Here is a 24,334-nt window from a genome sequence, read left to right as displayed (position 1 = left end):
CACACGCCCAACCAACATCCGTATAAACGGACACCCTGTACGGGGCGTGTGTGCAGATTTCGCATGCGGGTAAAACATTCAGCGCATGCTGGTTAAGGCCGCCAACAGCCAATTAAGCTGCTAAACGGGTGCAATATGTTAACATAAGCGACTGTCTGAACTCAAGGAAAAACAAGCTTCGGCTTTATGTAGTGAATATGGCAATTACCATCAAGAATGAACTCGATATCGAGAAAATGCGCATCGCAGGCCGCCTTGCCTCCGAAGTGCTTGATTTTATCACGCCACATGTCCAGGCTGGTGTAACCACCGAGTATCTCGACAAACTGTGCCATGACTACATGGTAAATGAACAAAAAACCATCCCAGCGCCCCTCAATTATGCGCCGCACGGCCACACGCCCTACCCCAAATCGATCTGCACTTCCATCAACCACCAGATCTGCCATGGCGTGCCAGGGCCCAAGGTGTTGAAAAATGGCGATATCGTGAATCTGGACATTACCGTGATCAAGGATGGCTACCATGGCGATACCAGCCGCATGTTCATGGTGGGTGAGCCCTCCATTCAGGCCAAGCGTCTGTGCGACATTACCTATGAGTGCATGTGGCTGGGCATACAACAGGTAAAGCCGGGCGCGACGCTGGGCGATATCGGCCATGCCATTCAGGTCTATGCAGAAAAAAGCGGTTACAGCGTCGTACGCGAGTTCTGCGGCCATGGCATAGGTAAAAAATTCCATGAAGACCCGCAAGTGCTGCATTACGGAAAACCCGGTGCAGGTGTAAAACTGCAAAAGGGGATGATCTTCACCATTGAGCCCATGATCAATGCCGGAAAGCGCGACATCAAGCAACTGGGCGATGGCTGGACGATCGTGACGAAAGACCACAGCCTTTCGGCGCAATGGGAACACACCGTGCTGGTCACAGACACCGGGTATGAAGTTCTCACCGTTTCTGATGGCTCGCCCGCCATTCCCAGCTTTATCTAGCAAGCATGTCGCAAGCATTGCCGGATACTCATCACGCCAGCCTGGCGAAAGACTGGCGCCAACAACTGCATGCGCGCCAACATGCCTTGCAAGAGGCTTTTGAGCAGTCCGGCAATACCACTGCCCTGTTAAAAGGGCACTCCAAATTCGTAGACCAGCTTCTGCAAGCACTTTGGCTGGACGCAGGCCTCAACCAGGATGTATGCCTGATCGCCGTCGGCGGTTATGGGCGCGGCGAGCTTTTTCCACATTCCGATGTCGATCTGCTGATTCTGCTGCCCGACAATTATGACAAGGCACTGGATCACCAGATTGAAGCGCTGGTAGGCACCTTCTGGGATATTGGCCTGGCTGTAGGCCACAGCGTACGAACCCTCAGCGAATGTGCCGACGAAGCATCAAAAGATGTGACGGTACAGACCAATCTTCTGGAATCGCGCTGGCTAGCCGGGCACAAGCAGCTTTATGCCCAATTTCAGGCCGCATTCGCAGCCAACATGAATACGCAGGCGTTTTTTGAAGCCAAGATGCTGGAGCAACGCCAGCGCCATGCCAAGTTCAACCATACGCCGTATAACCTTGAACCGAATATCAAGGAAAGTCCGGGCGGATTACGCGATTTGCAAACCATCCTATGGATTACGCGCAGCCTGGGCTTGGGTAGCGCCTGGAGCACCCTGGTCAAGCATGGCCTGATCAGCCCGCAGGAGGCACGCCAGATCCGTCGCCATGAGCAATATTTGCAGATGCTGCGCATCCGCTTGCATTATCTTGCCAGGCGCCGCGAAGACCGCTTGATCTTTGACTTCCAGAATGATCTGGCCAAGCAGCTCAATCACGTCACCAGCCGCAGCAAACGCGCCAGTGAGCAGTTGATGCACAACTACTACCGCAGCGCCAAATTCATTCATTTGATGAATGAGATCCTGCTGCAACTGCTACGCGAAAAAATCTACCCGAATGCCGCTCCTGCGGTGCTGATCAACGACCATTTCGAAGCCAGAAACAACTTGCTGGATGCGCGTTACAGCGCCCTTTTGCAAAAAAATCCGACCACCATTCTGGAAAGCTTTTTACTGCTGGAGCAGCATCCTGAATTAACGGGCATGAGCCCCACGCTGCTTCGCACGCTGTATCGGGTTAAAAAGCTGGTAAATCGCGACTTCCGCCAAAACCCGCTCAACAAACAGCTGTTCCTGGATATCCTGAAACAGCCAGACGGTGTCACCCATGCCCTGCGCCGCATGAATCGCTACGGCATTCTGGGCAACTACATTCCCGCCTTCGGCCGCATCGTCGGGCAAATGCAGCATGACCTGTTCCATGTGTACACGGTGGATGAGCATATCCTGAATGTGCTGCGCAATCTGCGCCGCTTTGCACTGCCCGAGCTGGCGCATGAGTTTCCGCTGTGCAGCCAGCTCTTCATGCAGTTTGACAAGCCCTACCTGCTTTATCTGGGTGCCTTGTTTCATGACATTGCCAAAGGCCGCGGCGGCGACCACTCAACACTAGGCGCCGTCGATGCCAAACGTTTCTGCAAGGCGCATGGACTCAATCGCGAAGACAGCGAGCTAGTGGCATGGCTGGTTGAGGCGCATCTCATCATGTCCAGCACCGCCCAAAAAGCTGATCTCAGCGATCCCTTGGTCATCGAAAATTTCGCACGCCAGATGGGCAGCGAGCGTCGCTTGACCGCGCTCTACCTGCTCACCGTGGCCGATATCCGCGGCACCAGCCCGGCGGTATGGAACGCCTGGAAAGCCAAGCTGCTGGAAAACCTGTTTACCGCCGCCCAGCGCCTGATGCGTGACGCCAGCGCCAATGCAGACTGCAATATCGAGATCAAGCTGCGCCAGCAGCAAGCAGAAGAAACGCTCAGCTATTACGGCATCAAAAAGCCCAGTTACCAACCATTATGGGAACAACTCGGCCCCAGCTACTTTCTCAAGCACACCAGCCAGGAGATTGCATGGCACAGCCGCTTGCTGTTGCCCCATCTCAATACCGAAAAACCGATCGTCCGTGCCCGTCTGAGCCCAGCAGGCGATGGCATTCAAACCATGATTTACATGCGTGACCGTGACGACCTGTTTGCCCGCATTTGCAGTTTTTTCGATCGCATGAGTTACAACATTCAGGAAGCCCGTATCCACACCAGTCGCCATGGTTATGCCCTGGATAGCTTTCTGGTGGCCGACCAGAGCAGCAAGTCGGTGGTGTACCGTGACCTGCTCAACTTTATCGAATACGAACTGACGCAAAAGCTCATGCCCGAACAACCGCTGGAAACACCGCTGCAGGGCCGCCTCAACCGGCAGGTCAAGCACATGCCGATAAGCGCCACCATCCAGCTGCAGCGCGAAGGCCAATCCAACTATCACCTGCTGGATATTGTGGCGGGCGACAGGCCAGGCTTGCTGTCCCAGCTGGCGCATACCTTCCTCGCCCATGGCATCCACCTGCACACCGCCAAGATCAACACATTGGGTAATCGGGCGGAAGACACGTTCCTTATTTCAGGCAAGTCTGGCCAGGCGTTGACGGATAGCGCCCTGCAAAACCTCAAAGAAGATCTCAGTCGTCAGCTGTAACAGGGCACTTCTGCTCCGTGTCTATCGCCACAAGCCCTTCTCCTCTCAGCCCTCCCAGACGCATTGCCCATCTGGATATGGATATGTTTTTTGCCGGGGTGGAGTTGTTGCATTACCCCCAATTAAAGGGACTCCCGGTCGTTGTCGGTGGCCGTTCGATTGATATGCCACGGCAACTTGCTGATGGTCGCTGGCAATTCGCACGCCTGGGAGATTATGCCGGTCGCGGCGTGGTGACCACGTCCACTTACGAAGCCCGCGCGCTCGGCGTTTTTTCTGCCATGGGATTAATGAAGGCGGCCGCCAAGGCGCCAGACGCGATTATCCTGCCTGCCAATTTTGACGCGTATCGCCATTATTCCAGGCTATTCAAACAAGCCGTGCGGGATATTGCGCCGCATGTGGAAGACCGAGGCATAGACGAGATTTATATCGACCTCACTGACCATACCGAGCCCAGTCAGGCGCTTGCCCAGCGTTTGAAAGATGCTGTCTACAGCGCCACGGGGCTCACTTGCTCCATCTGCATCGCCCCCAACAAACTACTGGCCAAGATAGGCTCGGATCTCGACAAACCGGACGGCCTGACCCTGCTGGACGAAAGCTCGCTGCAATCGCGCATCTGGCCACTCTCCGTCAGCAAAATCAATGGCATAGGACCAAAAGCGGTCGCAAAACTTGCTACGATAGATATTCATACCATTGCCGAACTGGCTCAAGCCGAGGTGGGGCTTCTGCAATCGACGTTTGGCCGCAGCTATGCCGCTTGGCTGCTGAATGTGTCGAATGGGCAAGACAATCGCCCGGTCACCACCTACTCCGAACCCAAATCAATAAGCCGGGAAACGACTTTCGAGCGCGATTTGCATGTCAGGCACGACCGTGCCCGCCTTGGGGAAATATTCACCAGCCTGTGCGAGCGCGTCGCCCAGGATTTGAAAGCCAAGCGCTATATGGCAGGCACGGTAGGCATCAAATTACGCTATCAGGATTTCACCAGCGTCACGCGAGACCTGACGCTCCCCTCCCCGATCAGCGATGCCGCAGCCATACGCAAAGCGGCCGGGGAATGCCTCAAACGGGCACCACTGACCAAGAAGATACGCCTGCTAGGCGTAAAACTCAGCCAGCTGATGCCGATGGAAGACAGCGAAAATCCGACACAGAAACAAGCGCCGCTCCCTTTTGAGTAACAAAAGACTGGGGTATTTTGAACCCTAGAATGCCGTCCTCACCAGGCCGCCTTCTGCGCGAATATTGGAGCCATTGATCACCGCAGCACGCGGGCTGCATACAAAGGCCACCACATTGCCGATCTCAGCGGGGTTAATCAGGCGTGAAATCAATGAGGTCGGGCGATTCTCTGCCATGAACTTCTTTTCGGCTTCCGCCAGGGATAAGCCTGGGTATACATCCAGTATGAATTTCTCCACGCTTTCGGTACGAGTAGGCCCTGGCAATACCGCATTCACGGTCACCGCCGTATTTTTGGTGAGCTCCGCCAGAGAACGGGAGATACCCAGCTGCATGGTTTTCGTGGCACTGTAATGCGCCATTTCAGGGGCAGGCGAAACGCCCGACTCACTGGAGATAAACACGATGCGCCCTTCATTGCGCTGCAGCATGCCAGCCAGATAATGCCGGGCAAGGCGCACGCCGCTCATGATATTCACCTCGAACAGACGCTGCCAGTCGGCATCGCTTTCTTCAAAAAATCCCACGGCCTCATAAATTCCCAGGTTGTTTACCAGAATATCCACGGAGGGGAATTGCTCAATCGTCGCTTCACAGCCCGCCTGGGTACCATTGTCACTGACCAACGCGTGCAGTTTTGCTGCAGGATGCGAACGGTGAATCTCGGCGATCGCCTTCTCCACCACCGCCGCGCTACGGCCGTTAATGATGACGCTGGCACCTTCCGCCGCCAGACTGCGGGCAATTTCCAGACCAATGCCACCAGACGATGCCGTTACCAGTGCAAGTTTGTTATCCAGTTCGAGTTGCATGAGCGTTACTCCCTTGATGTAAAGATGCCATTGTGACCTGAAGTGAAGCGCAGGATTGCATGTTTTGAAGGGAAGGATTGTCAGCTCAAGCTGGACAATAGAGTAAAAAATGGAGGAAATAGGCAAGAAAAAAACCCGCTTGCGCGGGTTTTTGTATGACAGGCAAAACAGCCGGAATTAACCGTGCTTGTAGTGCTTGCGCAGTGGCTTAACCACTTCCCAGTTAGTGTCCAGGCCAGCTGGGAATACAACCAGGTCACCAGGAACGATACGGACTGGCTCGCCACCCTTAGGAGTAACGATGATTTCGCCTTCCAGTACGTAAGCGGTTTCCTTGATGCCGAAATCCAGTGGGAACTTGGAAACTTCCTTTTCCCAGATAGACCAGCTGGAAACGCCCAGTTGCTTCAGTTTTTCTTCGCTTGGGTTGTGCTCAACAATGATTTGGCTCATGTCTAAATCCTTAATTAAATAAATGGCATCGGTATGAATTTAACACCGCTGACGGGTATCCTTGGCGGAAGAGGTGAGATTCGAACTCACGGTGGGCGTGAACCCACGACAGTTTTCAAGACTGTTGCATTAAACCGCTCTGCCACTCTTCCGGAAACGCTTGCTTCACGCTGCGCATGACCAACCGCGCTGCAAACAATCGCGAAATTATAGCAGCGTATTCAGTCATCCGCCAGATCAGCATTCGGAAACAACACATCCTGGAAGCCGAAATTCGCCAGATCGCGTATGCGCATGGGGTAAAGGATGCCATCCAGATGGTCGCACTCATGCTGTACCACGCGGGCATGAAAACCGCTCACCAGACGGTCTATCGGGTTGCCATACTGGTCAAACCCGGTGTAATGCAGTCGCACATAACGCGGCACAATACCGCGCATGCCAGGCACGGAAAGGCAGCCTTCCCAGCCATCTTCCTGATCATCATTCACTGGCTGCAAGGTTGGGTTGATCAAAACGGTATATGGCACTTGCTCGGCATCCGGATAACGAGGATTTATACCCACACCAAAGATCACCACCCGCAGGCTGACCCCTATCTGAGGCGCAGCAATGCCTGCCCCGTTCATGTGGGCCATGGTGTCTTCCATATCCTTAATCAAGGCGTGCAACTCGGGAGTATCAAACGCCGTCACCGGCGCAGCCTTTTGCAGAAGTAGCGGATCACCCATCCGCAATACAGGCCTAATCGGCATGATTCATCACCACCTGTTCTATCAAGTTACGTACTCGCTCCATGGTTTGGTCCAGCACGGCGCCTATCTCTTCGTAACGAATGCCATGTGCACTGCTACCCCGTCCAGCGGCATGGTTAACCACCGGACAAATGGCGGCGTAGCTGATCTCCAGCTCACGCGCCAGCACGGCTTCCGGCATGCCTGTCATTCCGACCATAGTGGCGCCATCGCGTTCCAGTTTGTTGATTTCGGCAGCCGTTTCCAGCCGCGGCCCCTGCATGGCAGCATAAACGCCACCATCAATCAGCGGTTCGCCAGACTGGCGCGAGGCCTGCAGGCAAAGGCTACGCAGACGTGGACAATAAGGCTCGGTGAAGTCGATGTGGATCACCGGCTTGTCTACATCATCGTAATAGGTGTTTTTGCGACCATGAGTGTAATCAATAATCTGATCCGGCAAGGCGATGGCGCCCGGCCCCAGATCGGCATGAATACCGCCAACTGTGGCAACGGCGACGATGTCACGCACACCCTCAGAATGCAGCGCCCACAGATTGGCCCGGTAATTGACGCCATGCGGCGGTATGGTATGCCCGCTGCCATGGCGCGCCAGGAACACTACCGATTTTCCGCCCAGTTCACCAAAGGTTAATGGCCCCGAGGGCTCCCCATAGGGCGTGCGTATAAGCTGCCGCCTTGTGATCTTGAGGTTGGCCAACTGTGTAAGTCCGGTACCGCCTATGATTCCCAGCATTAAAAAATTCCTAGCGTTCGGTTGTCAAAAAGTATCCGCGATTGTAACGCAAAGCGGGCATGGTAAATTCTGCAGATGCGCCACACCACAGGCTTTAAGCATGGCATTTTGTGGCATACTTCACCCAGCCATGAATACATTCCAAGCCGTTACTGCCGAAAGCCTGGCCCACGCCAGTGCGCATTATGAAAATTTCCCTGTCGCATCCGTGCTGCTGCCCATGCGGCTTAGACGCCCTATCGGCGTGATTTATTCGTTTGCGCGGCAAGCCGATGACTTTGCGGATGAAGGGGATCATACCCCCGAGCAACGTCTGGCGCTGCTGGATGGATTCAAGCAGGAGCTGGACTTGATAGCACAGGGCAACACGCCCAACACCGCATTCTTTGTCACGCTGGCCGATACCATCAAACGCCATGCCCTGCCCCTGCAGCCTTTTTATGATCTGCTGGATGCCTTCAGTCAGGATGTAGTGAAAAGCCGCTACGAAAACTTTGGCGAAGTCATGGATTACTGCAGACGCTCTGCCAACCCGGTGGGGCGCTTGCTGTTACATCTTTACCAGGCGGCCACACCACGCAATATCGGGCTTTCCGATGCCATTTGCTCATCCTTGCAACTGATTAACTTCTTGCAGGATGTCGAGATCGACTACAAGAAAGACCGGATTTACTTCCCCCTCGACGAAATGCGCAAATATCGCATTGAGGAAAAGCAGATTGCCAATGCGGATAGCAGCGGCACCTGGGGGTTGTTCATGGAGTTCCAGATCAACCGCGCCCGTCGGCTGCTACAATCGGGGGCGCCGCTAGGCAAGGCACTATCTGGCCGCACTGGCCTGGAAATGCGCACCATCATTGCCGGCGGCGAGCGCATCCTGCAAAAGCTGCATAAATCACGCGGTGACATGTTCACCCAGCGGCCTGTGCTCAAGCCCCACGACTGGGCGCTGATGCTGTACAAGGCCGTACGCGCCAAATAATTACCCGGAGCATCCCTTGTCCCCACAAGAATATTGCGAAAACAAAGCCGCTGCCAGCGGCTCCAGTTTTTACGCCAGCTTTCGCTTCCTGCCCAAGCCGCAGCGCGATGCCATTACCGCGCTGTATGCCTTCTGCCGGGAAGTCGATGACATTGCTGACGAGTGTACCGATATTGGCATTGCCCGCACCAAGCTTGCCTGGTGGCGCGAGGAGATTCATGGCCTGTATGCGGGCAATCCGCAACATCCCGTCAGCAAGGCATTACAAGGGCCGATTAGTACCTACCGGCTGCAAGAGCAACACTTTATTGAGATCATCGCGGGCATGGAGATGGATTGCGAGCAGAATCGCTATGCCAATTTTGCCGCGCTTGAGCTCTACTGCTACCGCGTTGCCAGCGTGGTTGGCCTGTTGTCTGCCGCCATTTTTGGCTACCGCAACCCAGCTACCGAGCAATATGCGCTGGATCTTGGCATGGCATTTCAGCTGACCAATATCATTCGCGATGTGGGGGAAGACGCGCGACGCGACCGCATTTACCTGCCACAGGACGAACTGGCCCAATTCGGCGTCACCGAAATCGATATCCTGCATGGGCATGAAACTCCGCAAGTGCGGGAGTTGCTGGATTTCCAGATTGCCCGTGCCGAGCGTTATTACGACAAAGCCCTGGGCGAGCTGCCACAGGAAGACCGCAAAACCCAGCGCACCGGCCTCATGATGTCAGCCATTTACCGCACGCTGCTGCGCGAAATAAAAGCCGACGGTGCTGAAAAAGTGCTGAATTCACGTACTTCGCTCGGTGGTTTGCGCAAAATATGGCTGGCGTTCACCACCTGGCTGCGCAACTAGAGCATCAGCGCCATGCACTTCCCTCCTCTGCACACCCTATAACACCGTGTCGACCTCATCCTCCTCTCTGGCAAATGCGCATGTCGGCATCATCGGCGCAGGCTGTGCCGGCTTGGCCGCTGGCGCCAGCCTGACCAGACAGGGCATCAAGGTCACCGTCCTGGAATCTGCCCCCCAGGCCGGAGGCCGCGCACGCAGCCTGAACTGGAAAGGTGCCCGACTGGATAATGGGCAACATATCCTGCTGGGCGCCTATCAACAAACCCTGGCGCTGCTGTCGCAAGCGGGTGTGGATGAAGCACAGGCGCTGATGCGCTTGCCGCTGGATTTGCGGCTGGCAGAAGGATTTGAACTGCAGGCGGCAGATGCCTGGCCAGCACCACTGCATTTACTGCTGGGTTTATTGCGCGCCAAAGGATTGACTTGGAGCGAACGCTTCTCCGCCATCCGTTTCATGACTTGGCTGCAGCTGCGCAGATTCAAACTGGCACGCGACATTTCCGTGCTGACATTGCTTCATGAGCGCCAGCAGACATCGACATTGATCCGTTGTCTGTGGGAGCCCCTATGCCTCGGCGCCCTCAACACGCCGATTGATCAGGCAAGCGCACAAGTATTCGTCAACGTTCTGCGCGACAGCTTTGCCCGCGACAAGCACGATAGCCACCTGCTACTCCCGAGGCAGGATTTATCCACGCTGCTGATTGCACCTCTGATGGAGGATATCAAGCAACATGCAGGGGAAGTGCAGTTGCGCAACGGGGTGCACAAGATAGAGGCCGAAGGGGATGGTTACCGACTCCATACCGAAGATCAGAATAGCGCGCTTTATACGCATGTCGTGCTGGCCTGCCAGCCCTTCCGGGCGACACCACTGCTGGCTGCCCTATCTGGCACCGAGGCGTTGCAACAGTCACTGGCGAGCCTGCAATATCAGCCCATCTATACGGTTTACTTCCAGTTTGATACCAGCGTAGCGCTGGACTTTCCCATGCTGGGCCTTAATGCTGGCATCAGCCAGTGGGTGTTTGATCGTGGACAACTGGATGGGCAACAGGGTCTGATTGCCGTTGTCATCAGTGCCGAGGGTGCGCATCAATCCTTGCGGCAGGATGCCTTGGCCGAGATTGTGCTGGCCGAACTGCGCGACCACTACCCGGCACTCCGGGCTCCCATCTACTGGTACAAGGTGATCGCTGAAAAACGCGCCACGTTCAGTTGCACTGTCGGTTTGGTTCGCCCCCGCCATCATGCCGGTTTGCCCCACCTTTACCTGGCGGGCGATTATGTGGCTGGAGACTATCCAGCCACCATTGAAGGCGCCATTCGCAGCGGCGTACAATGCGCCCAGCACATAAAACTATCTCTCACTTCTGACAAAGAAAGCCACCGATGAACGCAGATCTCTCGAACTTCCTCCTCCATTGGGCCATCATGAGCCTGTCGCTGTGGGTGGCCAGCTACCTGTTCAGCGGCATCAAGTTCAGCGGCGTGCCATCACTGCTGGTGTCTGCATTGGTGTTGGGCTTTGCCAATGCCGTTATCCGCCCTATCCTGTTTTTCCTGACCTTGCCAATCACGCTGGTGACGCTGGGCTTCTTTGTTCTGGTCATCAACGCCTTGATGATCATGCTGGTAGCCAAGCTGGTGAAAGGCTTTCAGCTTTCCGGCTTCTGGACGGCATTTTTTGCCAGTATTTTCATTGCCATCTTTACCCTGATCATTGAATGGATGCTGCCCAGCCAGGGCGCCATCATCATTCAAAACGCCAACACCATCTCTATCTAGATTGAAGTCGCATGCATAACTACCAAGCCCCTGCTCACCTGTTAACTGACCGCGTCATTCTTGTCACTGGTGCAGGCCAGGGCATAGGGCGGGAGGCCGCCCTGGCCTTCGCCCGTCACGGAGCCACTGTCATTCTATGTGGCCGCACGCTAAAAAAGCTGGAGGCGGTTTACGACGCCATCGAAGCGGCGGGATATCCGCAGGCGGTGATTTTTCCTCTGGACTTGAGCAAAACCGATGAGCCATCCTTTGCGGCAATGGCGGAAGGCATTTATCAGCAACTGGGTCATCTGGACGGCATTCTGCATAATGCGGCGCATTACGATAACCTGAGTCCGCTGGAGATTCAGACCATGGAACAGTTTGAAAGCATGTTCAAGGTGAATGTGATTGCGCCGTTTGCCTTGACCAAAGCATGTTTGCCATTGCTGAAACGTGGTGCAGACACCTCGGTTATTTTCACCTCGTCCACTGCCGGACATCAGGCTGGCGCGTACTGGGGCAGCCATGGCATCAGCAAGCAAGCGGTTGAGCATATGGTCAAAACCTGGGCACTTGAGTTGGAAAATACACCGAATGTGCGTTTGAATGCCGTGATACCCGGCCCAGTGCAATCCCCTCAACGAAAGAAAAGCCATCCAGGCGAAGTCCATGACTCCTTACGGTCAGCCGAAAGCCTGATGTCGGCATATCTCTATTTGATGGGGAAAGACAGCGCTGGCGTCAGCGGCCAGATTGTTGAGGCGCAGACTGCGTAAAGCGCCTTGCATTGAAGGTCAAACCCTGGGAGCAGGATAATCGCTGGCGCGGATGGGGGGCGGCAAGCGCATGATCTTGTCGATCACCAGCCGCGCCATCGCCCAGGCTTTATCTTCCAGCATCATCTCTTTTTCCAGATCAGTGAATGGCAGATAGCGATTGCCGTGCGTCAGTGAAAACCGTTTGGACTCCTCGACATTCAGATAAGCCAACATCACATCCTGCACACGTTCGTCACGACTCTTGTAAAGCGATGGCATTGCGCTCCCATTAAGTGATTTAAACGAAAAGGCCAGCTTGAGAAAAGCCGCTTGTGAGCGGCTTTATATGCAATATACCGTAAGCGGTCAGTGCTGGGTAGCCCATGCTCAACCGAGCTGCGCCGGGCATTGCTTCACCTCACATGGCTGGCTATGATGCAACACCTATCTTACTAAGCGTCATCATGCTTTCCACTAAACTTCCGCTTGCCGTTGCCTTTATCGTGCTGCTAAGCCTCCTGGTTTCCGGCATTACCCCATATGATCGCCTCACGTGGCTGATGGAAACACTCCCCGTCATGATCGCCCTGCCCTTGCTGATCAAGACGTATCGACAATTCCGTCTGACGGACATGCTGTATGTGTTGATAGGACTGCATGCGCTGGTACTCATCGTCGGCGGCACTTATACCTATGCCCGTGTGCCTATCGGCTTTGACGTGCAGAATTGGTTCGAACTTGATCGCAACCCCTACGACAAACTGGGGCACCTGATGCAAGGCTTCGTGCCGGCATTGATCGCCCGCGAGATATTGCTGCGCATGCGCTATCTCACCAGCCGTCGCATGACCGCCTTTTTGTGCGTGGCGATTGCGCTCGCCATCAGCGCGGTTTATGAGCTGATTGAATGGGGCGCCGCCGTTGCCATGGGGCAAGGCGCCGATGAGTTTCTGGGCACGCAGGGCGATGTGTGGGACACGCAATCCGATATGTTGTGCGCCATGATAGGCGCCATCGTGGCACTACTGGGCTTGTCCAGATACCATGACCGGCAGATGCAGTCGCTGGAAACCCATCGCCGCGCCGAGCCTTGACAGACTGATTGAGTGAGTTGAAACCAGCCTATTGCTTGATAATGGCTTCTGCCAGCGCCTGAGGCCGGTCAAAGCTTAGCCAATGTGCCTGCATATCCCCCGACGCCGGGTCCAGATAGCCCCAGGTGACCATGGCAAAAGCCAGTTGATTGGCCTCTGCCGCCATGCCATCCTCCAGGCGATCACCGATATACATGGTCTCGGTTTTACTCATGCCATGGGCCGCAACAATATTGCCCACCATGGCCGCTTTGTTCGGCACCGCTGGATGAAAATAGTCGAGCGCATACACTTCCTGGAAATACGCCCCCCAGCCCAGATGCTCGAGAATGCGGCGGGTTGGATAAATACGCTTATTGGTACCAATGTAAAGATGGTGATCTCGGGCAAGTAACGCCAGCATGGGTTCAATACCTGGGAATACCGTGGTCAGCTTGTAGCCTTCACTGTCGTAATGCTGTTTGAAAGCCTGGGCCAGCGCAGCGAGTGTCTCCGCGTCATCGTGTCCGGCAATCAAGGAAAGGCATTGCATCAAGGGGGGGCCAATGAGCTCCGGCGTCAATGGTCGGGCTGGCGTGATGCCGTGTTGGCGAAAAGCCTCCGCAAAACTGCCAAGTATGCTGCTCGACGAATCGATCAATGTACCGTCAAGATCAAAAATTATATTTTTCATAGCCTTATATTTGATACTTAATTATATTTCTTTTATCTTTTGCAAGGCTTGGTCGAGGCGATCCACAGCGATGACAGTCAAATCTGAAATGGCTTGCTTGGGTGCGTTTGCTTTGGGGACAATGGCATGGGTAAACCCCAGTTTGGCAGCTTCCTTCAACCGCTCCTGTCCCCGCTGTACGGGACGAACCTCGCCCGCCAGACCAACCTCACCAAATACAATCAGTTTGTTATGCAGTGGTTTGTTTTTTAAGGAAGATACTATAGCGAGCAATACAGCCAAATCGACTGCAGGCTCGCTGATCCGTACACCGCCCACCGCATTGATAAACACATCCTGATCAAAGCATGCGACACCCGCATGGCGATGCAGCACAGCTAGCAGCATGGCAAGCCGATTCTGCTCAAGGCCCACGCAAAGGCGCTTGGGGTTGGGTGCATGCGCCTCATCGACCAGCGCCTGTATCTCGACCAGCAGCGGCCGTGAGCCTTCCTGGGTAACGGTAATGCAAGAGCCCGCCACTTGCTCGGCATGGTGTGAGAGAAACAGCGCCGATGGATTGCTTACCTCGCGCAAGCCCTTCTCTGTCATGGCGAATACGCCCAGTTCATTGACCGCACCAAAACGGTTTTTGAACGCACGAATCAAGCGAAAACTGGAATTGGGGTCGCCCTCGAAGTACAACACGGTATCCACAATATGCTCCAGCACACGCGGCCCGGCGAGCGAGCCTTCCTTGGTGACATGCCCCACCAGGATCACTGTGATACCAAGCTGCTTGGCAGCACGCGTCAATTGGGCGGAGCATTCCCGCACTTGCGCTACCGAGCCCGGGGCTGATTGCAGCGCCTCGGAGTATATGGTCTGGATGGAGTCGATGACGGCAATATCCGGCTTGTGCGTCTGCAGGGTCGCCAGAATTTTTTCCAGCTGAATTTCGGCCAGGAGATCAATCGGGCCAGCATCCAGCCCCAGTCGGCGGGCACGCATGGCAATCTGCTGCGCGGATTCTTCACCGCTGACATAGATGGCTTTGCGCAGATGGCCAACGTGACACAGGGTTTGCAACAGCAAGGTGGATTTGCCTATGCCAGGGTCACCCCCGATCAGCACCACCCCGCCTGCGACCAGTCCCCCGCCCAGCACGCGATCAAACTCGCCGATGCCAGAAGGCTGGCGCGGCACTTCCGCTGCCTCCACTTCAGCGAGCTTTTGCAAGCCAGCGGTCTGCGCCAATGCTGCATAGCGGTTGGCCGTCGGCACTTCAGCAATACTTTCCACCAGGGTGTTCCATGCCATGCAGCTCGGGCACTGGCCCTGCCATTTGGGAGAGGATGCCCCACACTCGGTGCAGGTATAAACAGTTTTTGCCTTAGCCATGCACAACCTTGAAATTGACCCGCGAAGTCACCGCACAAAGGAGTTCGTAACCTACCGTGCCGCAAGCTTCCGCTACGGCGTCGACGGGAATGACGGCCCCCCAAAGCTCAACAGGGCTACCAATATCTGCGGCTTGAATATCCGTGATATCGACAAACAGCATATCCATGGAAACCCGCCCCAGGGTCTTGCTCACCTGCCCCGCCACGGCAATGGGAGTGCCGCCAGGCGCATGGCGTGGATAACCATCGGCATAGCCGCAGGCTACAACCCCAACCCGGGTTTCGCGCTCTGCGACAAACGTAGCGCCATACCCTAGACTCTCTCCCGGCGGCAGTGTCTGCACGGCAATCAACTCCGATTGCAGATGCATCACCGCCTGCAGTCCATAGTTTGCCGCCGCAACCGATTGCACTGGGGTCGCGCCATAGAGCATGATGCCAGGGCGCACCCAGTCTGCGTGGCTCTCCGGATGCCGCAAGATGGCCGCCGAGTTGGCGAGGGATTTCGGATAATCCAGCCCCTGGGCTCCTGTTTCGAATCGCTGCAAGGCTGTGGCAATGCCGAGGACTTCATCGGCCGTGGCGAAATGCGTCATCAGGGTAATGCTGCCGACCTGCTGGCAGGCCGCCAAGCGAGCAACCGCATTGGCAAACGCTTGCGGCATGAAACCCAGCCGATTCATGCCGGTATTCATTTTGACAAACACGGACAAGGGGGCCGACAAGCTTGCCTGCTCCAGCATGGCAATCTGGTGATCGGCGTGCACGACGATGGACACACCCGCGTCGGCAGCGGCATTCAACTCCGTAGACTCAAATACACCCTCAAGCAGCAGCAAAGTTTGTCGATAACCAGCCGCGCGCAACTCCAGCGCCTCCTGCAAGCGCAAAACGGCAAAACCATCCGCCTCGACCAGCCCGCGCGCCACATTAAGCAGGCCATGGCCATAGCCATTGGCTTTGACGACCGCCATGGTGCGCGCATGCGGGGCATAGTCACGAACGCGGCGCAGGTTGTGCTGCAAGGCAGCAAGATGAATAGTGGCGGTAATGGGACGCATGGAGAAAGGAAATTAATATTCGTCCTGGAAGGAACTGCCAGAGACGTGATTCTCGAATCGCGTGAATTGGCCCATGAAGGTAAGACGCACGCGGCCGATCGGGCCATTACGCTGCTTGGCGATAATGATTTCCGCCGTGCCCTTGTCCTGCGAATCCGGGTTGTAGACTTCGTCACGGTAGATAAACAGAATCAAGTCGGCATCCTGCTCAATCGCGCCTGATTCACGCAAGTCGGACATGACGGGGCGCTTGTCCGTGCGCTGCTCCAGGCCGCGGTTAAGCTGGGACAATGCCACTACTGGCACATCAAGTTCCTTCGCCAAAGCCTTGAGCGAGCGGGATATTTCCGATATTTCCGTGGCGCGGTTTTCACTCTGCCGACCGGCTGCACCCGTCATCAGCTGCAAATAGTCGACCACGATCAAGCCCAGCTTGCCGGTCTGGCGATGCAGACGGCGCGCACGCGCCCGCACTTCGAAGGAGCTCAAGCCCGCACCTTCATCAATAAATACCGGAGCGTCATTCAGCTTGCCGAGCGCCGTCGTCAGGCGTACCCAGTCTTCGTCCTCCAGATTACCGTTACGCATGCGGTGCTGGTCCAGGCGCCCTACCGAACCAATCATACGGGCGGCCAATTGGGTTGCCGCCATTTCCATCGAAAATACGGCAACTGGCAGTTTGGTTTCCAGCGCCACATTCTCGGCAATATTCAGGGAGAAGGCTGTTTTACCCATGGATGGGCGGCCTGCGACAATAATCAGGTCGCCAGGCTGGAAGCCGGATGTACGTTCGTCCAGATCGCTGAACCCGGTAGGCACCCCGGTGACGCCGCCCTGATTCTCTCGCTGGTAGAGGTAATCAATACGGTCTGCCACCTTGGGCAGAATGGTCTTCATGTCCAGAAAGCCTTGCGAGGTTTTACGTCCACCTTCTGCGATCTGGAATATTTTGGCTTCGGCTTCATCCAGCAGTTGCTGGGCATCGCGCCCCTGCGGGTTGTAAGCACTCTCGGCAATGCCGGACCCCACTTCCACCAGCTTGCGCATGACGGCACGTTCGTGCACGATTTCAGCATACCGGCGGATATTGGCTGCGGTGGGCGTGTTTTGCGCCAACGCCCCCAGATAGGCAATACCACCTACGCCAGAGAGCTCTGCGGAGTTTTCCAGCGACTCGGCGACGGTCACGATATCGGCGGGTTTATTCCGTTCGATGAGGCGCGCGATGTGCTCAAAAATGAGCCTATGGTCGTGGCGATAAAAGTCGGCAGGGCCTAGCAGGTCTGCAATGCGGTCAATCGCCTCGTTTTCAAGCAGCAAGCCGCCAAGCACAGACTGCTCGGCTTCAACCGAATGCGGGGGTAATTTCAGGGATTCAAGGATATCGTCAGCCATGCCGCATTATAACAAGCACGGCCCGGCCAACGAGTGAAAATCATGCTTATGTTACAGATTGATCGTCTGCGCCAATGCCTGCTCAACGTCTGCAATGAGGTCATCCACGTCCTCAAGCCCGACATAAAAGCGCACCAGGCCACCACTTTGCGGATACCGGTCACGCACATCATAAGGAATGGCCAGACTGACCGCCCCACCCCAGCTATATCCGATATGAAACAGCGCCAGGGCTTCGACAAAACGATCAATGTTTGCCTGCGGAACTTCGGGCTCGAACAAGACAGAAAACAGACTGGCAGCAGCAGTGAAATCACGCTGCCATACTGCATGCCCAGGACAACCGGGCAAGGCCGGATGCAAGACACGCGTAATACCCGGTTGCGATGACAGCCATTCGGCCAGCTTTCGGGCCGCGATATCCTGCGCCAGATAGCGCAAGCGGTAGTGCGGCAGACTGCGCAACACCAGCTGACAATCCTCCGGGCTCACGCCCAGACCCAGCTGCATATGGGTTTTCAGCAGTTGCTCATGCAACGCATCGTCATCAGTAGAGACGCTACCCATCATGACATCACTACCCCCGGACTGATATTTGGTCAGCGCCTGCATAGCTATATCGGCGCCCAGCGCAAACACATTGTGGGCTATGCCGGCAGACCACGTGGCATCTGCTGCTACCAGAACGTGACGTGCGTGAGCAAGCTCAGACAGTTGCCTGAGATCTGCTACTTCCATGGTCACCGATCCTGGCGTTTCCACCCAGAGCAGACGCGTGTTGTCAGTAAAAGGCACAGTCTCCGGTTGCAAGGGATCATAAAAATCGACCTCAATGCCAAAACGTCCCGCCAGCATCCGTGCAAGGTCAGCGCCCGGCTGATAGGCATTGCGTGGCAACAGCACGCGCTCGCCGCTTTTGAGCAGCGCCAGAAAAATCAGGCTGATAGAAGCCAAACCGGAAGGCAGCAATAATGCATGCTTCACGCCATCAATCAGCGCAAGTTTATTTTCCAGCCGCCGCGTAGTAGGAGTGCCGAGCAAGCCATAGCTGTATTGAGTTTTGCTGCGCCAATCGCGTTCGCGCATGCTTTTGACATCAGGGAATACTACCGTGGACGCCCTGTCCATGCTGCCAACGAGGCTGGAGAAAGAACCATGGCCTTCATCAGGCTGAACAAGCGAAGTCCATGCGGAAATGTGATGCGCCATGCCTTAACCCTGCAGAAACAATGTACGCGCTAGTATGGCCCGGCTGTTCCACTGTCAGCAACCGAAAATCTGACCGTTACATAAATTAAAGCCCACCTGCTTCACGCATGGTGGGCTTGGCTTCACCGCCCTGCGATATGGCAAGAGTGGTGAAAGCAATTAGAACAGAACATTAAGCGAAGCACTTATGGTGTTGGTTTCATAAGAAGAAAGGCCAATCCTGACTAGCTCACTAAGGCGCAGTTCCTGAAAGCTGCTGTCCGTGTATACATAGGCAATCTGCGCCCACATGGAATCACACAACTTGCGTCCCAGCCTGAAACCCAATGTAGTTTTACTGTCAAACTGCAAGGTATTCGCACTGTCATAACTCCTGACAGCAAGGTTGGCACCCAAAGAATACAGACCTAGTTCCTTGTAAGCTGCAATACCAAAGACTGTAGAGTTGGCTTGGTCGCCATCCACCAAAGTCCGCGCTGCCTGCAATTGGGTAACCAGACCATTCTCCGTGATAAACGTACCAGTACCACCCAAGGCATAAACAGCAGGCAAACCACGTACGCCATGGTCGGCCGTTTTAGGCGTGGCCTCGCCCCATATAGCAAGGCGCACGGCTGTATCTTTGCCCCAGGTGTGACGCGCACCAAACGTAGGACTGCTGAACCCATCGGCGATTTGCACGATCCGGCTGCCATGCTGGTCAAAATCGTCATAGTCCACGCTGACAGCAAGCTCGGTGCCGTCAGCCAGCCCAAACCGTAATGTCTGGCTGGCGAATACGCCATGAGCTTCGCCAGAACCCTTAAATAGACCAGTACCAATAATACTCATATAAGGATCAAAGTTGATTTTGCTATAGCCAACGCTGGTAGCAGAAAGCAACTGCTTGTCTTTCAGGACAAATGCCGGTGACAAGGGACTGTCATCCGCATGGAGATTTGAGCTTAACAGAGCGCATGTTAAGCATATGCCTTTGATTACCTTTTTACTCATGACGTTCCCCTTTGATTTTTCAGGCTTCTGCTTCTCAAGCCTACCATGACTATTTTTTGTTTTGAATTGAACAGTCCGGGCGCAATAAACAATGAATAAGCGCAGCCCGGCGGAAAGCATACACAAAAAAGGCCACCCGCAGGCAGCCTCTTTTTGTTCAGCACTTAGCGGAGAATTAAGCTTCGCCAGCCACTGATACGGTGATATCGACAACAACATCGTGGTGCAGCGCGATGCTGACAGAGTGATCGCCAATGGTCTTCAGCGGACCGTTAGGCATACGCACTTCAGCCTTGGCCACTTGCACGCCCTTGGCAGTCAGCGCTTCAGCGATGTCGCCATTGGTAACGGAACCGAACAGACGGCCATCCACACCAGCCTTCTGGCTCACAGCCAATACGTACTCAACCAGAGCTTCAGCACGCTTCTGGGCAGCCACCAGCAGTTCAGCCTGTTGCTTTTCCAGTTCAGCACGGCGAGCAGCGAATTCAGCCTTGTTGGCTTCAGTAGCGCGCTTTGCCTTGCCTTGAGGAATCAGGAAGTTACGGCCATAGCCGTCTTTTACCTTAACGATGTCACCGAGGTTACCCAGGTTAACGACTTTTTCCAACAGAATAACTTGCATGACGTATCCCCTTAGTGCTTATCGGTGTATGGCAGCAGCGCCAGGAAACGGGCGCGCTTGACGGCGGTGGTCAGCTGACGCTGATAACGGGCCTTGGTGCCGGTAATGCGTGCAGGGATGATCTTGCCGTTTTCGTTGATGAAATCTTTCAGCAGATCTACATCCTTGTAGTCTACTTCTTTAATGCCCTCTGCCGAGAAACGGCAGTAGCGGCGGCGTTTGAACATATCACGTGCCATGATGAACCTCTTTCTAAATTCAGATTATCTCTAATGTAGTAATGTGCAATACCAGCTGTGTGCTTTTCATGCTGCGCTTGGCGAGGAATCCGGCCACACGGGCCTTGGTTCCTTCTTTGAGGTGCTTGTGCTGCTCTGCGATGGAGCCCATCGCAATCACGGGCACTGCACACTCGACTCTGCGCTGCATGCCTGCCTCGGTTTTTTCCGAGATATGCTGCAGGGTAAAACTCAACAACGGTATTCCTGCTGGCGTGTAACGAAGCTCTGCAATCTGCACCACTTCGCCCGCGATGACTAACTGATTAGCCTCCAGCGTGGTAGAACTCAATTAAGCAGCAGCTTCCTCAGCAGGAGCGGCTTCATCCTTGCCCAGCAATGACTTGGATTTCTCTTCCTTCATCATGGGGGATGGAGCAACAACGGCTTCCTTGGTCGCAATGGTCAGATGACGCAGAACGGCGTCATTGAACTTGAATGCATGCTCAAGCTCTTCCAGCACGGTTTGATTGCATTCGATATTCATCAGCACGTAGTGTGCCTTGTGAATTTTCTGGATAGGGTAAGCCAGTTGACGACGGCCCCAGTCTTCCAGACGGTGGATAGCGCCGCCGTTGGAAGTTACCAGAGTACGGTAACGCTCGATCATGGCTGGCACTTGTTCGCTCTGGTCCGGATGGACGATGAACACTACTTCATAATGTCGCATAAACACTCCTTTTGGGTTAGCAGCCTCCCGTTTGCGACAACGGTAAGGCAAGGTGGAAAGCCCGCGATTATAGCGGGTATCCACCCCCAAGACAATGTTTTTGCGGCTTTATTACTCGGAGTGAGCTATCAACACGGCATTATCCGGTATTGCGCAGCCCGGCAGCAATGCCATTAATGGTGAGATGTATTGCCAGCTTGACCCTGTCATTGGTCGCGCCCTGACGGTATTGCCGGATCAGCTCAACCTGCAGGTGATTGAGCGGATCGAGGTACGGCAGGCGATTCTGAATGGAATTGGCCAGCGCCGGATTGCTGCTCAGGCGTTCCGTGCTGTTCAGCAGCAGATTGAGCGCCTCTGTCGTCAGCTGATATTCATGCTCAATAGCGGCAAAGATGCCTTCACGCAGCTTCTTGTCCGGCACCAGCATGGAGTAACGCTGCGCGACGGCTAGATCGGTCTTGGCTAGCACCATGTCCACATTCGAGATCAGGCTGCGGAACAGCGGCCATTGCTCCAGCATGTCATGCAGGGTTTTGAGCCGCGCCGGCTGCAGTTTATCCTCAATGAACAAATACTCATGAATGGCACTGCCTACGCCAAACCAGCCTGGCAGCAGCAAGCGGCATTGCCCCCAGGAAAATCCCCATGGAATGGCGCGCAAATCTTCAATGCGTTGCGTGGCCTTGCGCGAGGCAGGACGGCTACCGATATTGAGCTCGGCGATTTCGGAAATAGGCGTGGCATTGAAAAAATACTCGGCAAACCCGGCTGTTTCATATACCAGGGTACGGTATGCGGTCATGGCCGTGGCTGACAAGCCTTCCATGATGATTTCGAAGGAGCGCCGTTTTTTGGCCAGCAAGGGATCCGGCGGGAACAACGAACCATCAATGGTGGCCGCCACCAGCGTTTCCAGATGCTGGCGCCCGACTCGCGGCTCCGAGTATTTGTTGGCGATGATTTCGCCCTGCTCTGTCAGGCGTATCTGACCATCCACCGTGCCCTGAGGTTGCGCCATGATGGCCTGGTAGGTCGGGCCACCACCACGACCGACGGTACCGCCACGGCCGTGAAACAGCCGCAAGCGGATATTGGCCTGCCGGAATAATTCCACCAGCGAGATTTCAGCTTTATATAGTTCCCAGTTGGAGGTGATGAAGCCCCCATCCTTGTTACTGTCCGAATAACCCAGCATGATTTCCTGCTCATTGCCCTGATGCCGCAGCAAATGGCGAATACCAAGCAGGCTCAACCATTGCCCCATGATCATGGGTGCGTGGCGCAAGTCGGCAATGGTTTCAAACAGCGGGACGATATTGAGGTCCATCTGCACTTTGGCCGAGCCCCAGACGCCGCGCAACATGCCGGTTTCCTTCTGCAGCAAGGCTACTTCCAGCAGGTCAGACAAGGTCTCGGTATGGGAAATGATGTACTGCCGTATGGCGCGCTTGCCGTATCCGGCGCGAATGGCGCGCGCTTTTTGCAACACCTCCATTTCGGACTGCACCAGTTCGGAATACTGCTGAAACGGTGAAAACAGCAAGCGCGGCTGCTTGAGTTCTTCCAGCAGCACTTCCACTTTCTCATCTTCATCCAGCGTGGCGTAGTTGAAGTCCTGCCCGGCCTTGAGAAAAAGCTCCTTGATCACCAACTCGTGCACATCGGAGCTTTGGCGCAAATCCACCGTAGCCAGATGAAACCCGAAGGTTTCGATGGCCTTGATCAGCTTGCCCAGCCGCGGATAAATCAGCGCCTCGCCCTGCTGGCTTTGCAGCGAATCCGCGATCACATTCATGTCGGCCAGCAAGGCCTCAGCGCTGGTATAGGGGATGGCGCTGATCTCGCGTCGCACATCGCCCCGCTCGTTCACCAGCAATTTTGCCGTTTGTGCCAGACGTGCGTGTATGCCATTGAGCGCCAGGCGATAGGTTTCATCCTGCCGGTGCAGGGACTGTTCCCCGGATGCCTCTGCCAGCTTGACCAAGGCAGGTGTCACACCCACCAGGCGGGTGGACAGGGAAAGCTCCGAGCGCAAGGCCTCCACCTGTTCCAAATAATATGAAAAGGCGGTGGCGGACTGCTGAATAATCGCCTGCTCCAGCGTGGCGCCATTGACGAAAGGATTGCCATCACGATCGCCACCTATCCAGCTCCCCATCTGCAAAAACGATGGCAACTTGTATTCCGGGCTCAACTTGTCGGCAAACACATGGCGCAGATCATTCTCAAAATCCTGCATCAGCTCGGGAATCACCTGCAGGAACGTCATGCGGTAATAGCTCAGCGCGTTTTCGATTTCATTGGCCACCGTGAGCTTGCTGAAACGCAGGATCCGGGTCTGCCACAAGGTCGTAATCGCGCCAACGATCATGCGTTCGTTACGCTCCGCCTCGCGGATGGACACCACATTGCTCTTTTCAACCAGCAACATGGAAAGCGCCCGCTCGGTATCCAGAATGCTTTTACGCTGCACCTCGGTGGGATGCGCAGTCAGCACTGGCGAAATCAGTGCATTCGCAAAAAAGTCGCCAATCTCCGAAGCTGCCAGATCGCTGGCTGCCAGTTTCTGCAGCGAATGCGTCAGCATGCCCGGTACGGCTTGATCCTCCACCAGACGACTTTGCTGATGGGCATGCAGATCTTCGGCAATATTGACCAGATGCTTGAAATAACTGAAAGCCCGTATCACGGGGATCGCCTGTTCCACCGTCAATGTCTTGAGCAGCTTTTCCAGACTCTTGGCCGCCTTGGCATTGCCATGCCGGTGAAAATTGACGGCGGCTGTTCGTATCGCCTCAATCCGGTCGAACGTCTCTTCGCCCTCTTTGCTTTTAATCACTTCCCCCAGCACTCGGCCGAGATAACGTATGTTTTCACGCAGCAGTTTTTCGTTATGGCTATAAATCCGGCTTGTCATTCCATGCTCCCCAATAACCATCAACACTTTATTCACGACTCCTATGGCTTATCCTGATGAAGCAATAAACGATCCAAATTAGTCATTGCGAACAGTCTCGTCTAAATGCAACAGAATTCCCTCTATAATAAA

General features: G+C 55.0%; 25 protein-coding genes and 1 tRNA gene. 9 read left to right on the top strand and 17 right to left on the bottom strand.

The window, feature by feature from the left end; genetic code table 11:
* The first annotated feature begins 155 nt into the window (after positions 1–155).
* The 3 genes from map to dinB are packed head-to-tail and all read left to right on the top strand — an operon-like array spanning position 156 to position 4,782.
* On the top strand, positions 156–995 hold the full coding sequence (map, locus tag LG203_RS03525) for a type I methionyl aminopeptidase (RefSeq protein WP_268867344.1): 840 nt from the start codon (positions 156–158) through the stop codon (positions 993–995).
* Between the two features lie 5 nt (positions 996–1,000).
* Entirely contained in the window at positions 1,001–3,589 is a 2,589-nt protein-coding gene (locus tag LG203_RS03520; protein WP_230344510.1) for a [protein-PII] uridylyltransferase, read from the top strand.
* 17 nt (positions 3,590–3,606) lie between these two features.
* A complete protein-coding gene (gene dinB / locus LG203_RS03515) occupies positions 3,607–4,782 on the top strand; it encodes a DNA polymerase IV (RefSeq protein WP_328486430.1) in 1,176 nt (391 codons plus the stop codon).
* Positions 4,783–4,806: 24 nt separating this feature from the next.
* On the opposite strand, the gene LG203_RS03510 is transcribed toward dinB, so the two are convergent.
* The 5 genes from LG203_RS03510 to LG203_RS03490 all read right to left on the bottom strand — a co-directional run bounded on the left by LG203_RS03510 (position 4,807) and on the right by LG203_RS03490 (position 7,539).
* Positions 4,807–5,595: an SDR family NAD(P)-dependent oxidoreductase gene (locus LG203_RS03510; protein WP_230344509.1), complete on the bottom strand. Its 789-nt coding sequence runs from the start codon at positions 5,593–5,595 to the stop codon at positions 4,807–4,809.
* 177 nt (positions 5,596–5,772) lie between these two features.
* Complete coding sequence (locus LG203_RS03505) at positions 5,773–6,048, bottom strand: cupin domain-containing protein (protein WP_013442271.1); 276 nt, start codon at positions 6,046–6,048, stop codon at positions 5,773–5,775.
* A gap of 62 nt (positions 6,049–6,110) precedes the next feature.
* Positions 6,111–6,200, bottom strand: a tRNA-Ser gene (locus LG203_RS03500).
* Positions 6,201–6,269: 69 nt separating this feature from the next.
* Positions 6,270–6,803: a peptide deformylase gene (gene def / locus LG203_RS03495; RefSeq protein ID WP_230344508.1), complete on the bottom strand. Its 534-nt coding sequence runs from the start codon at positions 6,801–6,803 to the stop codon at positions 6,270–6,272.
* Positions 6,793–7,539: an S-methyl-5'-thioinosine phosphorylase gene (locus LG203_RS03490; RefSeq protein WP_230344507.1), complete on the bottom strand. Its 747-nt coding sequence runs from the start codon at positions 7,537–7,539 to the stop codon at positions 6,793–6,795. Before LG203_RS03490 ends, def begins: the two co-directional genes overlap by 11 nt.
* Before the next feature lie 130 nt (positions 7,540–7,669).
* Between LG203_RS03490 and hpnC the strand changes: the two genes are divergently transcribed.
* Genes hpnC through LG203_RS03465 form a run of 5 tightly spaced genes read left to right on the top strand, consistent with a single transcriptional unit; the run spans position 7,670 to position 11,920 of the window.
* Positions 7,670–8,521, top strand: coding sequence for a squalene synthase HpnC (gene hpnC / locus LG203_RS03485; RefSeq protein WP_013442274.1), 852 nt, complete (start codon positions 7,670–7,672; stop codon positions 8,519–8,521).
* 16 nt (positions 8,522–8,537) lie between these two features.
* Entirely contained in the window at positions 8,538–9,374 is an 837-nt protein-coding gene (gene hpnD, locus LG203_RS03480) for a presqualene diphosphate synthase HpnD (protein ID WP_230344506.1), read from the top strand.
* Positions 9,375–9,420: 46 nt separating this feature from the next.
* Entirely contained in the window at positions 9,421–10,770 is a 1,350-nt protein-coding gene (gene hpnE / locus LG203_RS03475; protein WP_230344505.1) for a hydroxysqualene dehydroxylase HpnE, read from the top strand.
* Complete coding sequence (locus LG203_RS03470; RefSeq protein WP_015830119.1) at positions 10,767–11,162, top strand: phage holin family protein; 396 nt, start codon at positions 10,767–10,769, stop codon at positions 11,160–11,162. Before hpnE ends, LG203_RS03470 begins: the two co-directional genes overlap by 4 nt.
* A gap of 11 nt (positions 11,163–11,173) precedes the next feature.
* The gene (locus LG203_RS03465) at positions 11,174–11,920 is read left to right on the top strand and encodes a YciK family oxidoreductase (protein ID WP_230344504.1); all 747 of its coding nucleotides are present in this window, start codon (positions 11,174–11,176) and stop codon (positions 11,918–11,920) included.
* 18 nt (positions 11,921–11,938) lie between these two features.
* On the opposite strand, the gene LG203_RS03460 is transcribed toward LG203_RS03465, so the two are convergent.
* Complete coding sequence (locus LG203_RS03460; RefSeq protein WP_230344503.1) at positions 11,939–12,181, bottom strand: hypothetical protein; 243 nt, start codon at positions 12,179–12,181, stop codon at positions 11,939–11,941.
* A gap of 185 nt (positions 12,182–12,366) precedes the next feature.
* Here LG203_RS03460 and LG203_RS03455 point away from each other — a divergent pair, with 185 nt between their 5' ends.
* Positions 12,367–12,996 (top strand): DUF2238 domain-containing protein, encoded by a 630-nt coding sequence (locus LG203_RS03455; protein ID WP_230344502.1) that lies wholly within the window; start codon positions 12,367–12,369, stop codon positions 12,994–12,996.
* Positions 12,997–13,024: 28 nt separating this feature from the next.
* Here the strand turns inward: LG203_RS03455 and LG203_RS03450 are convergent, their stop codons facing one another.
* From LG203_RS03450 to ppc, 11 genes are all read right to left on the bottom strand, one after another.
* Positions 13,025–13,669, bottom strand: coding sequence for an HAD family hydrolase (locus LG203_RS03450; RefSeq protein ID WP_230344501.1), 645 nt, complete (start codon positions 13,667–13,669; stop codon positions 13,025–13,027).
* A 21-nt stretch (positions 13,670–13,690) separates the two neighbouring features.
* On the bottom strand, positions 13,691–15,049 hold the full coding sequence (gene radA, locus LG203_RS03445; RefSeq protein ID WP_230344500.1) for a DNA repair protein RadA: 1,359 nt from the start codon (positions 15,047–15,049) through the stop codon (positions 13,691–13,693).
* A complete protein-coding gene (gene alr, locus LG203_RS03440; protein WP_230344499.1) occupies positions 15,042–16,112 on the bottom strand; it encodes an alanine racemase in 1,071 nt (356 codons plus the stop codon). Before alr ends, radA begins: the two co-directional genes overlap by 8 nt.
* Positions 16,113–16,124: 12 nt before the next feature.
* Positions 16,125–17,507 carry a replicative DNA helicase gene (dnaB, locus tag LG203_RS03435; protein ID WP_013442284.1) on the bottom strand — a complete coding sequence of 461 codons (1,383 nt, stop codon included), beginning with the start codon at positions 17,505–17,507 and terminating at the stop codon, positions 16,125–16,127.
* 51 nt (positions 17,508–17,558) lie between these two features.
* Positions 17,559–18,716: a cystathionine beta-lyase gene (locus LG203_RS03430; protein ID WP_230344498.1), complete on the bottom strand. Its 1,158-nt coding sequence runs from the start codon at positions 18,714–18,716 to the stop codon at positions 17,559–17,561.
* Between the two features lie 159 nt (positions 18,717–18,875).
* Positions 18,876–19,928, bottom strand: a complete 1,053-nt coding sequence (locus LG203_RS03425; protein ID WP_230344497.1) for a hypothetical protein — start codon at positions 19,926–19,928, stop codon at positions 18,876–18,878.
* Entirely contained in the window at positions 19,885–20,334 is a 450-nt protein-coding gene (gene rplI, locus LG203_RS03420; RefSeq protein ID WP_230337132.1) for a 50S ribosomal protein L9, read from the bottom strand. The genes LG203_RS03425 and rplI overlap by 44 nt, the downstream gene beginning before the upstream one ends.
* An 11-nt stretch (positions 20,335–20,345) precedes the next feature.
* Positions 20,346–20,573 carry a 30S ribosomal protein S18 gene (rpsR, locus tag LG203_RS03415; RefSeq protein ID WP_013442287.1) on the bottom strand — a complete coding sequence of 76 codons (228 nt, stop codon included), beginning with the start codon at positions 20,571–20,573 and terminating at the stop codon, positions 20,346–20,348.
* A 19-nt stretch (positions 20,574–20,592) separates the two neighbouring features.
* Positions 20,593–20,904 carry a primosomal replication protein N gene (gene priB, locus LG203_RS03410; protein WP_230344496.1) on the bottom strand — a complete coding sequence of 104 codons (312 nt, stop codon included), beginning with the start codon at positions 20,902–20,904 and terminating at the stop codon, positions 20,593–20,595.
* Positions 20,905–21,282, bottom strand: coding sequence for a 30S ribosomal protein S6 (rpsF, locus tag LG203_RS03405; protein ID WP_013442289.1), 378 nt, complete (start codon positions 21,280–21,282; stop codon positions 20,905–20,907).
* Positions 21,283–21,421: 139 nt separating this feature from the next.
* The gene (gene ppc, locus LG203_RS03400; protein ID WP_230344495.1) at positions 21,422–24,202 is read right to left on the bottom strand and encodes a phosphoenolpyruvate carboxylase; all 2,781 of its coding nucleotides are present in this window, start codon (positions 24,200–24,202) and stop codon (positions 21,422–21,424) included.
* Between the last annotated feature and the right edge of the window lie 132 nt (positions 24,203–24,334).

It is taken from the genome of Methylovorus mays (genome assembly GCF_020531915.1).
In the GTDB taxonomy this organism is placed as follows: Bacteria; Pseudomonadota; Gammaproteobacteria; order Burkholderiales; family Methylophilaceae; genus Methylovorus; species Methylovorus mays.
The sequence above is the reverse complement of the archived record's forward strand: the minus strand, read 5'-3'. Positions and strand labels throughout refer to the sequence as shown.

Bases quoted from the DNA above. Each gene is read 5' to 3' on its own strand.
- LG203_RS03520 (WP_230344510.1), top strand. From the start codon at position 1,001: ATGTCGCAAGCATTGCCGGATACTCATCACGCCAGCCTGGCGAAAGAC.
- LG203_RS03510 (WP_230344509.1), bottom strand. From the start codon at position 5,595: ATGCAACTCGAACTGGATAACAAACTTGCACTGGTAACGGCATCGTCT.
- LG203_RS03505 (WP_013442271.1), bottom strand. From the start codon at position 6,048: ATGAGCCAAATCATTGTTGAGCACAACCCAAGCGAAGAAAAACTGAAG.
- def (WP_230344508.1), bottom strand. From the start codon at position 6,803: ATGCCGATTAGGCCTGTATTGCGGATGGGTGATCCGCTACTTCTGCAA.
- LG203_RS03490 (WP_230344507.1), bottom strand. From the start codon at position 7,539: ATGCTGGGAATCATAGGCGGTACCGGACTTACACAGTTGGCCAACCTC.
- hpnC (WP_013442274.1), top strand. From the start codon at position 7,670: ATGAATACATTCCAAGCCGTTACTGCCGAAAGCCTGGCCCACGCCAGT.
- LG203_RS03470 (WP_015830119.1), top strand. From the start codon at position 10,767: ATGAACGCAGATCTCTCGAACTTCCTCCTCCATTGGGCCATCATGAGC.
- LG203_RS03465 (WP_230344504.1), top strand. From the start codon at position 11,174: ATGCATAACTACCAAGCCCCTGCTCACCTGTTAACTGACCGCGTCATT.
- LG203_RS03460 (WP_230344503.1), bottom strand. From the start codon at position 12,181: ATGCCATCGCTTTACAAGAGTCGTGACGAACGTGTGCAGGATGTGATG.
- LG203_RS03455 (WP_230344502.1), top strand. From the start codon at position 12,367: ATGCTTTCCACTAAACTTCCGCTTGCCGTTGCCTTTATCGTGCTGCTA.
- LG203_RS03450 (WP_230344501.1), bottom strand. From the start codon at position 13,669: ATGAAAAATATAATTTTTGATCTTGACGGTACATTGATCGATTCGTCG.
- radA (WP_230344500.1), bottom strand. From the start codon at position 15,049: ATGGCTAAGGCAAAAACTGTTTATACCTGCACCGAGTGTGGGGCATCC.
- alr (WP_230344499.1), bottom strand. From the start codon at position 16,112: ATGCGTCCCATTACCGCCACTATTCATCTTGCTGCCTTGCAGCACAAC.
- dnaB (WP_013442284.1), bottom strand. From the start codon at position 17,507: ATGGCTGACGATATCCTTGAATCCCTGAAATTACCCCCGCATTCGGTT.
- LG203_RS03430 (WP_230344498.1), bottom strand. From the start codon at position 18,716: ATGGCGCATCACATTTCCGCATGGACTTCGCTTGTTCAGCCTGATGAA.
- LG203_RS03425 (WP_230344497.1), bottom strand. From the start codon at position 19,928: ATGTTGTTGTCGATATCACCGTATCAGTGGCTGGCGAAGCTTAATTCT.
- rplI (WP_230337132.1), bottom strand. From the start codon at position 20,334: ATGCAAGTTATTCTGTTGGAAAAAGTCGTTAACCTGGGTAACCTCGGT.
- rpsR (WP_013442287.1), bottom strand. From the start codon at position 20,573: ATGGCACGTGATATGTTCAAACGCCGCCGCTACTGCCGTTTCTCGGCA.
- rpsF (WP_013442289.1), bottom strand. From the start codon at position 21,282: ATGCGACATTATGAAGTAGTGTTCATCGTCCATCCGGACCAGAGCGAA.
- ppc (WP_230344495.1), bottom strand. From the start codon at position 24,202: ATGACAAGCCGGATTTATAGCCATAACGAAAAACTGCTGCGTGAAAAC.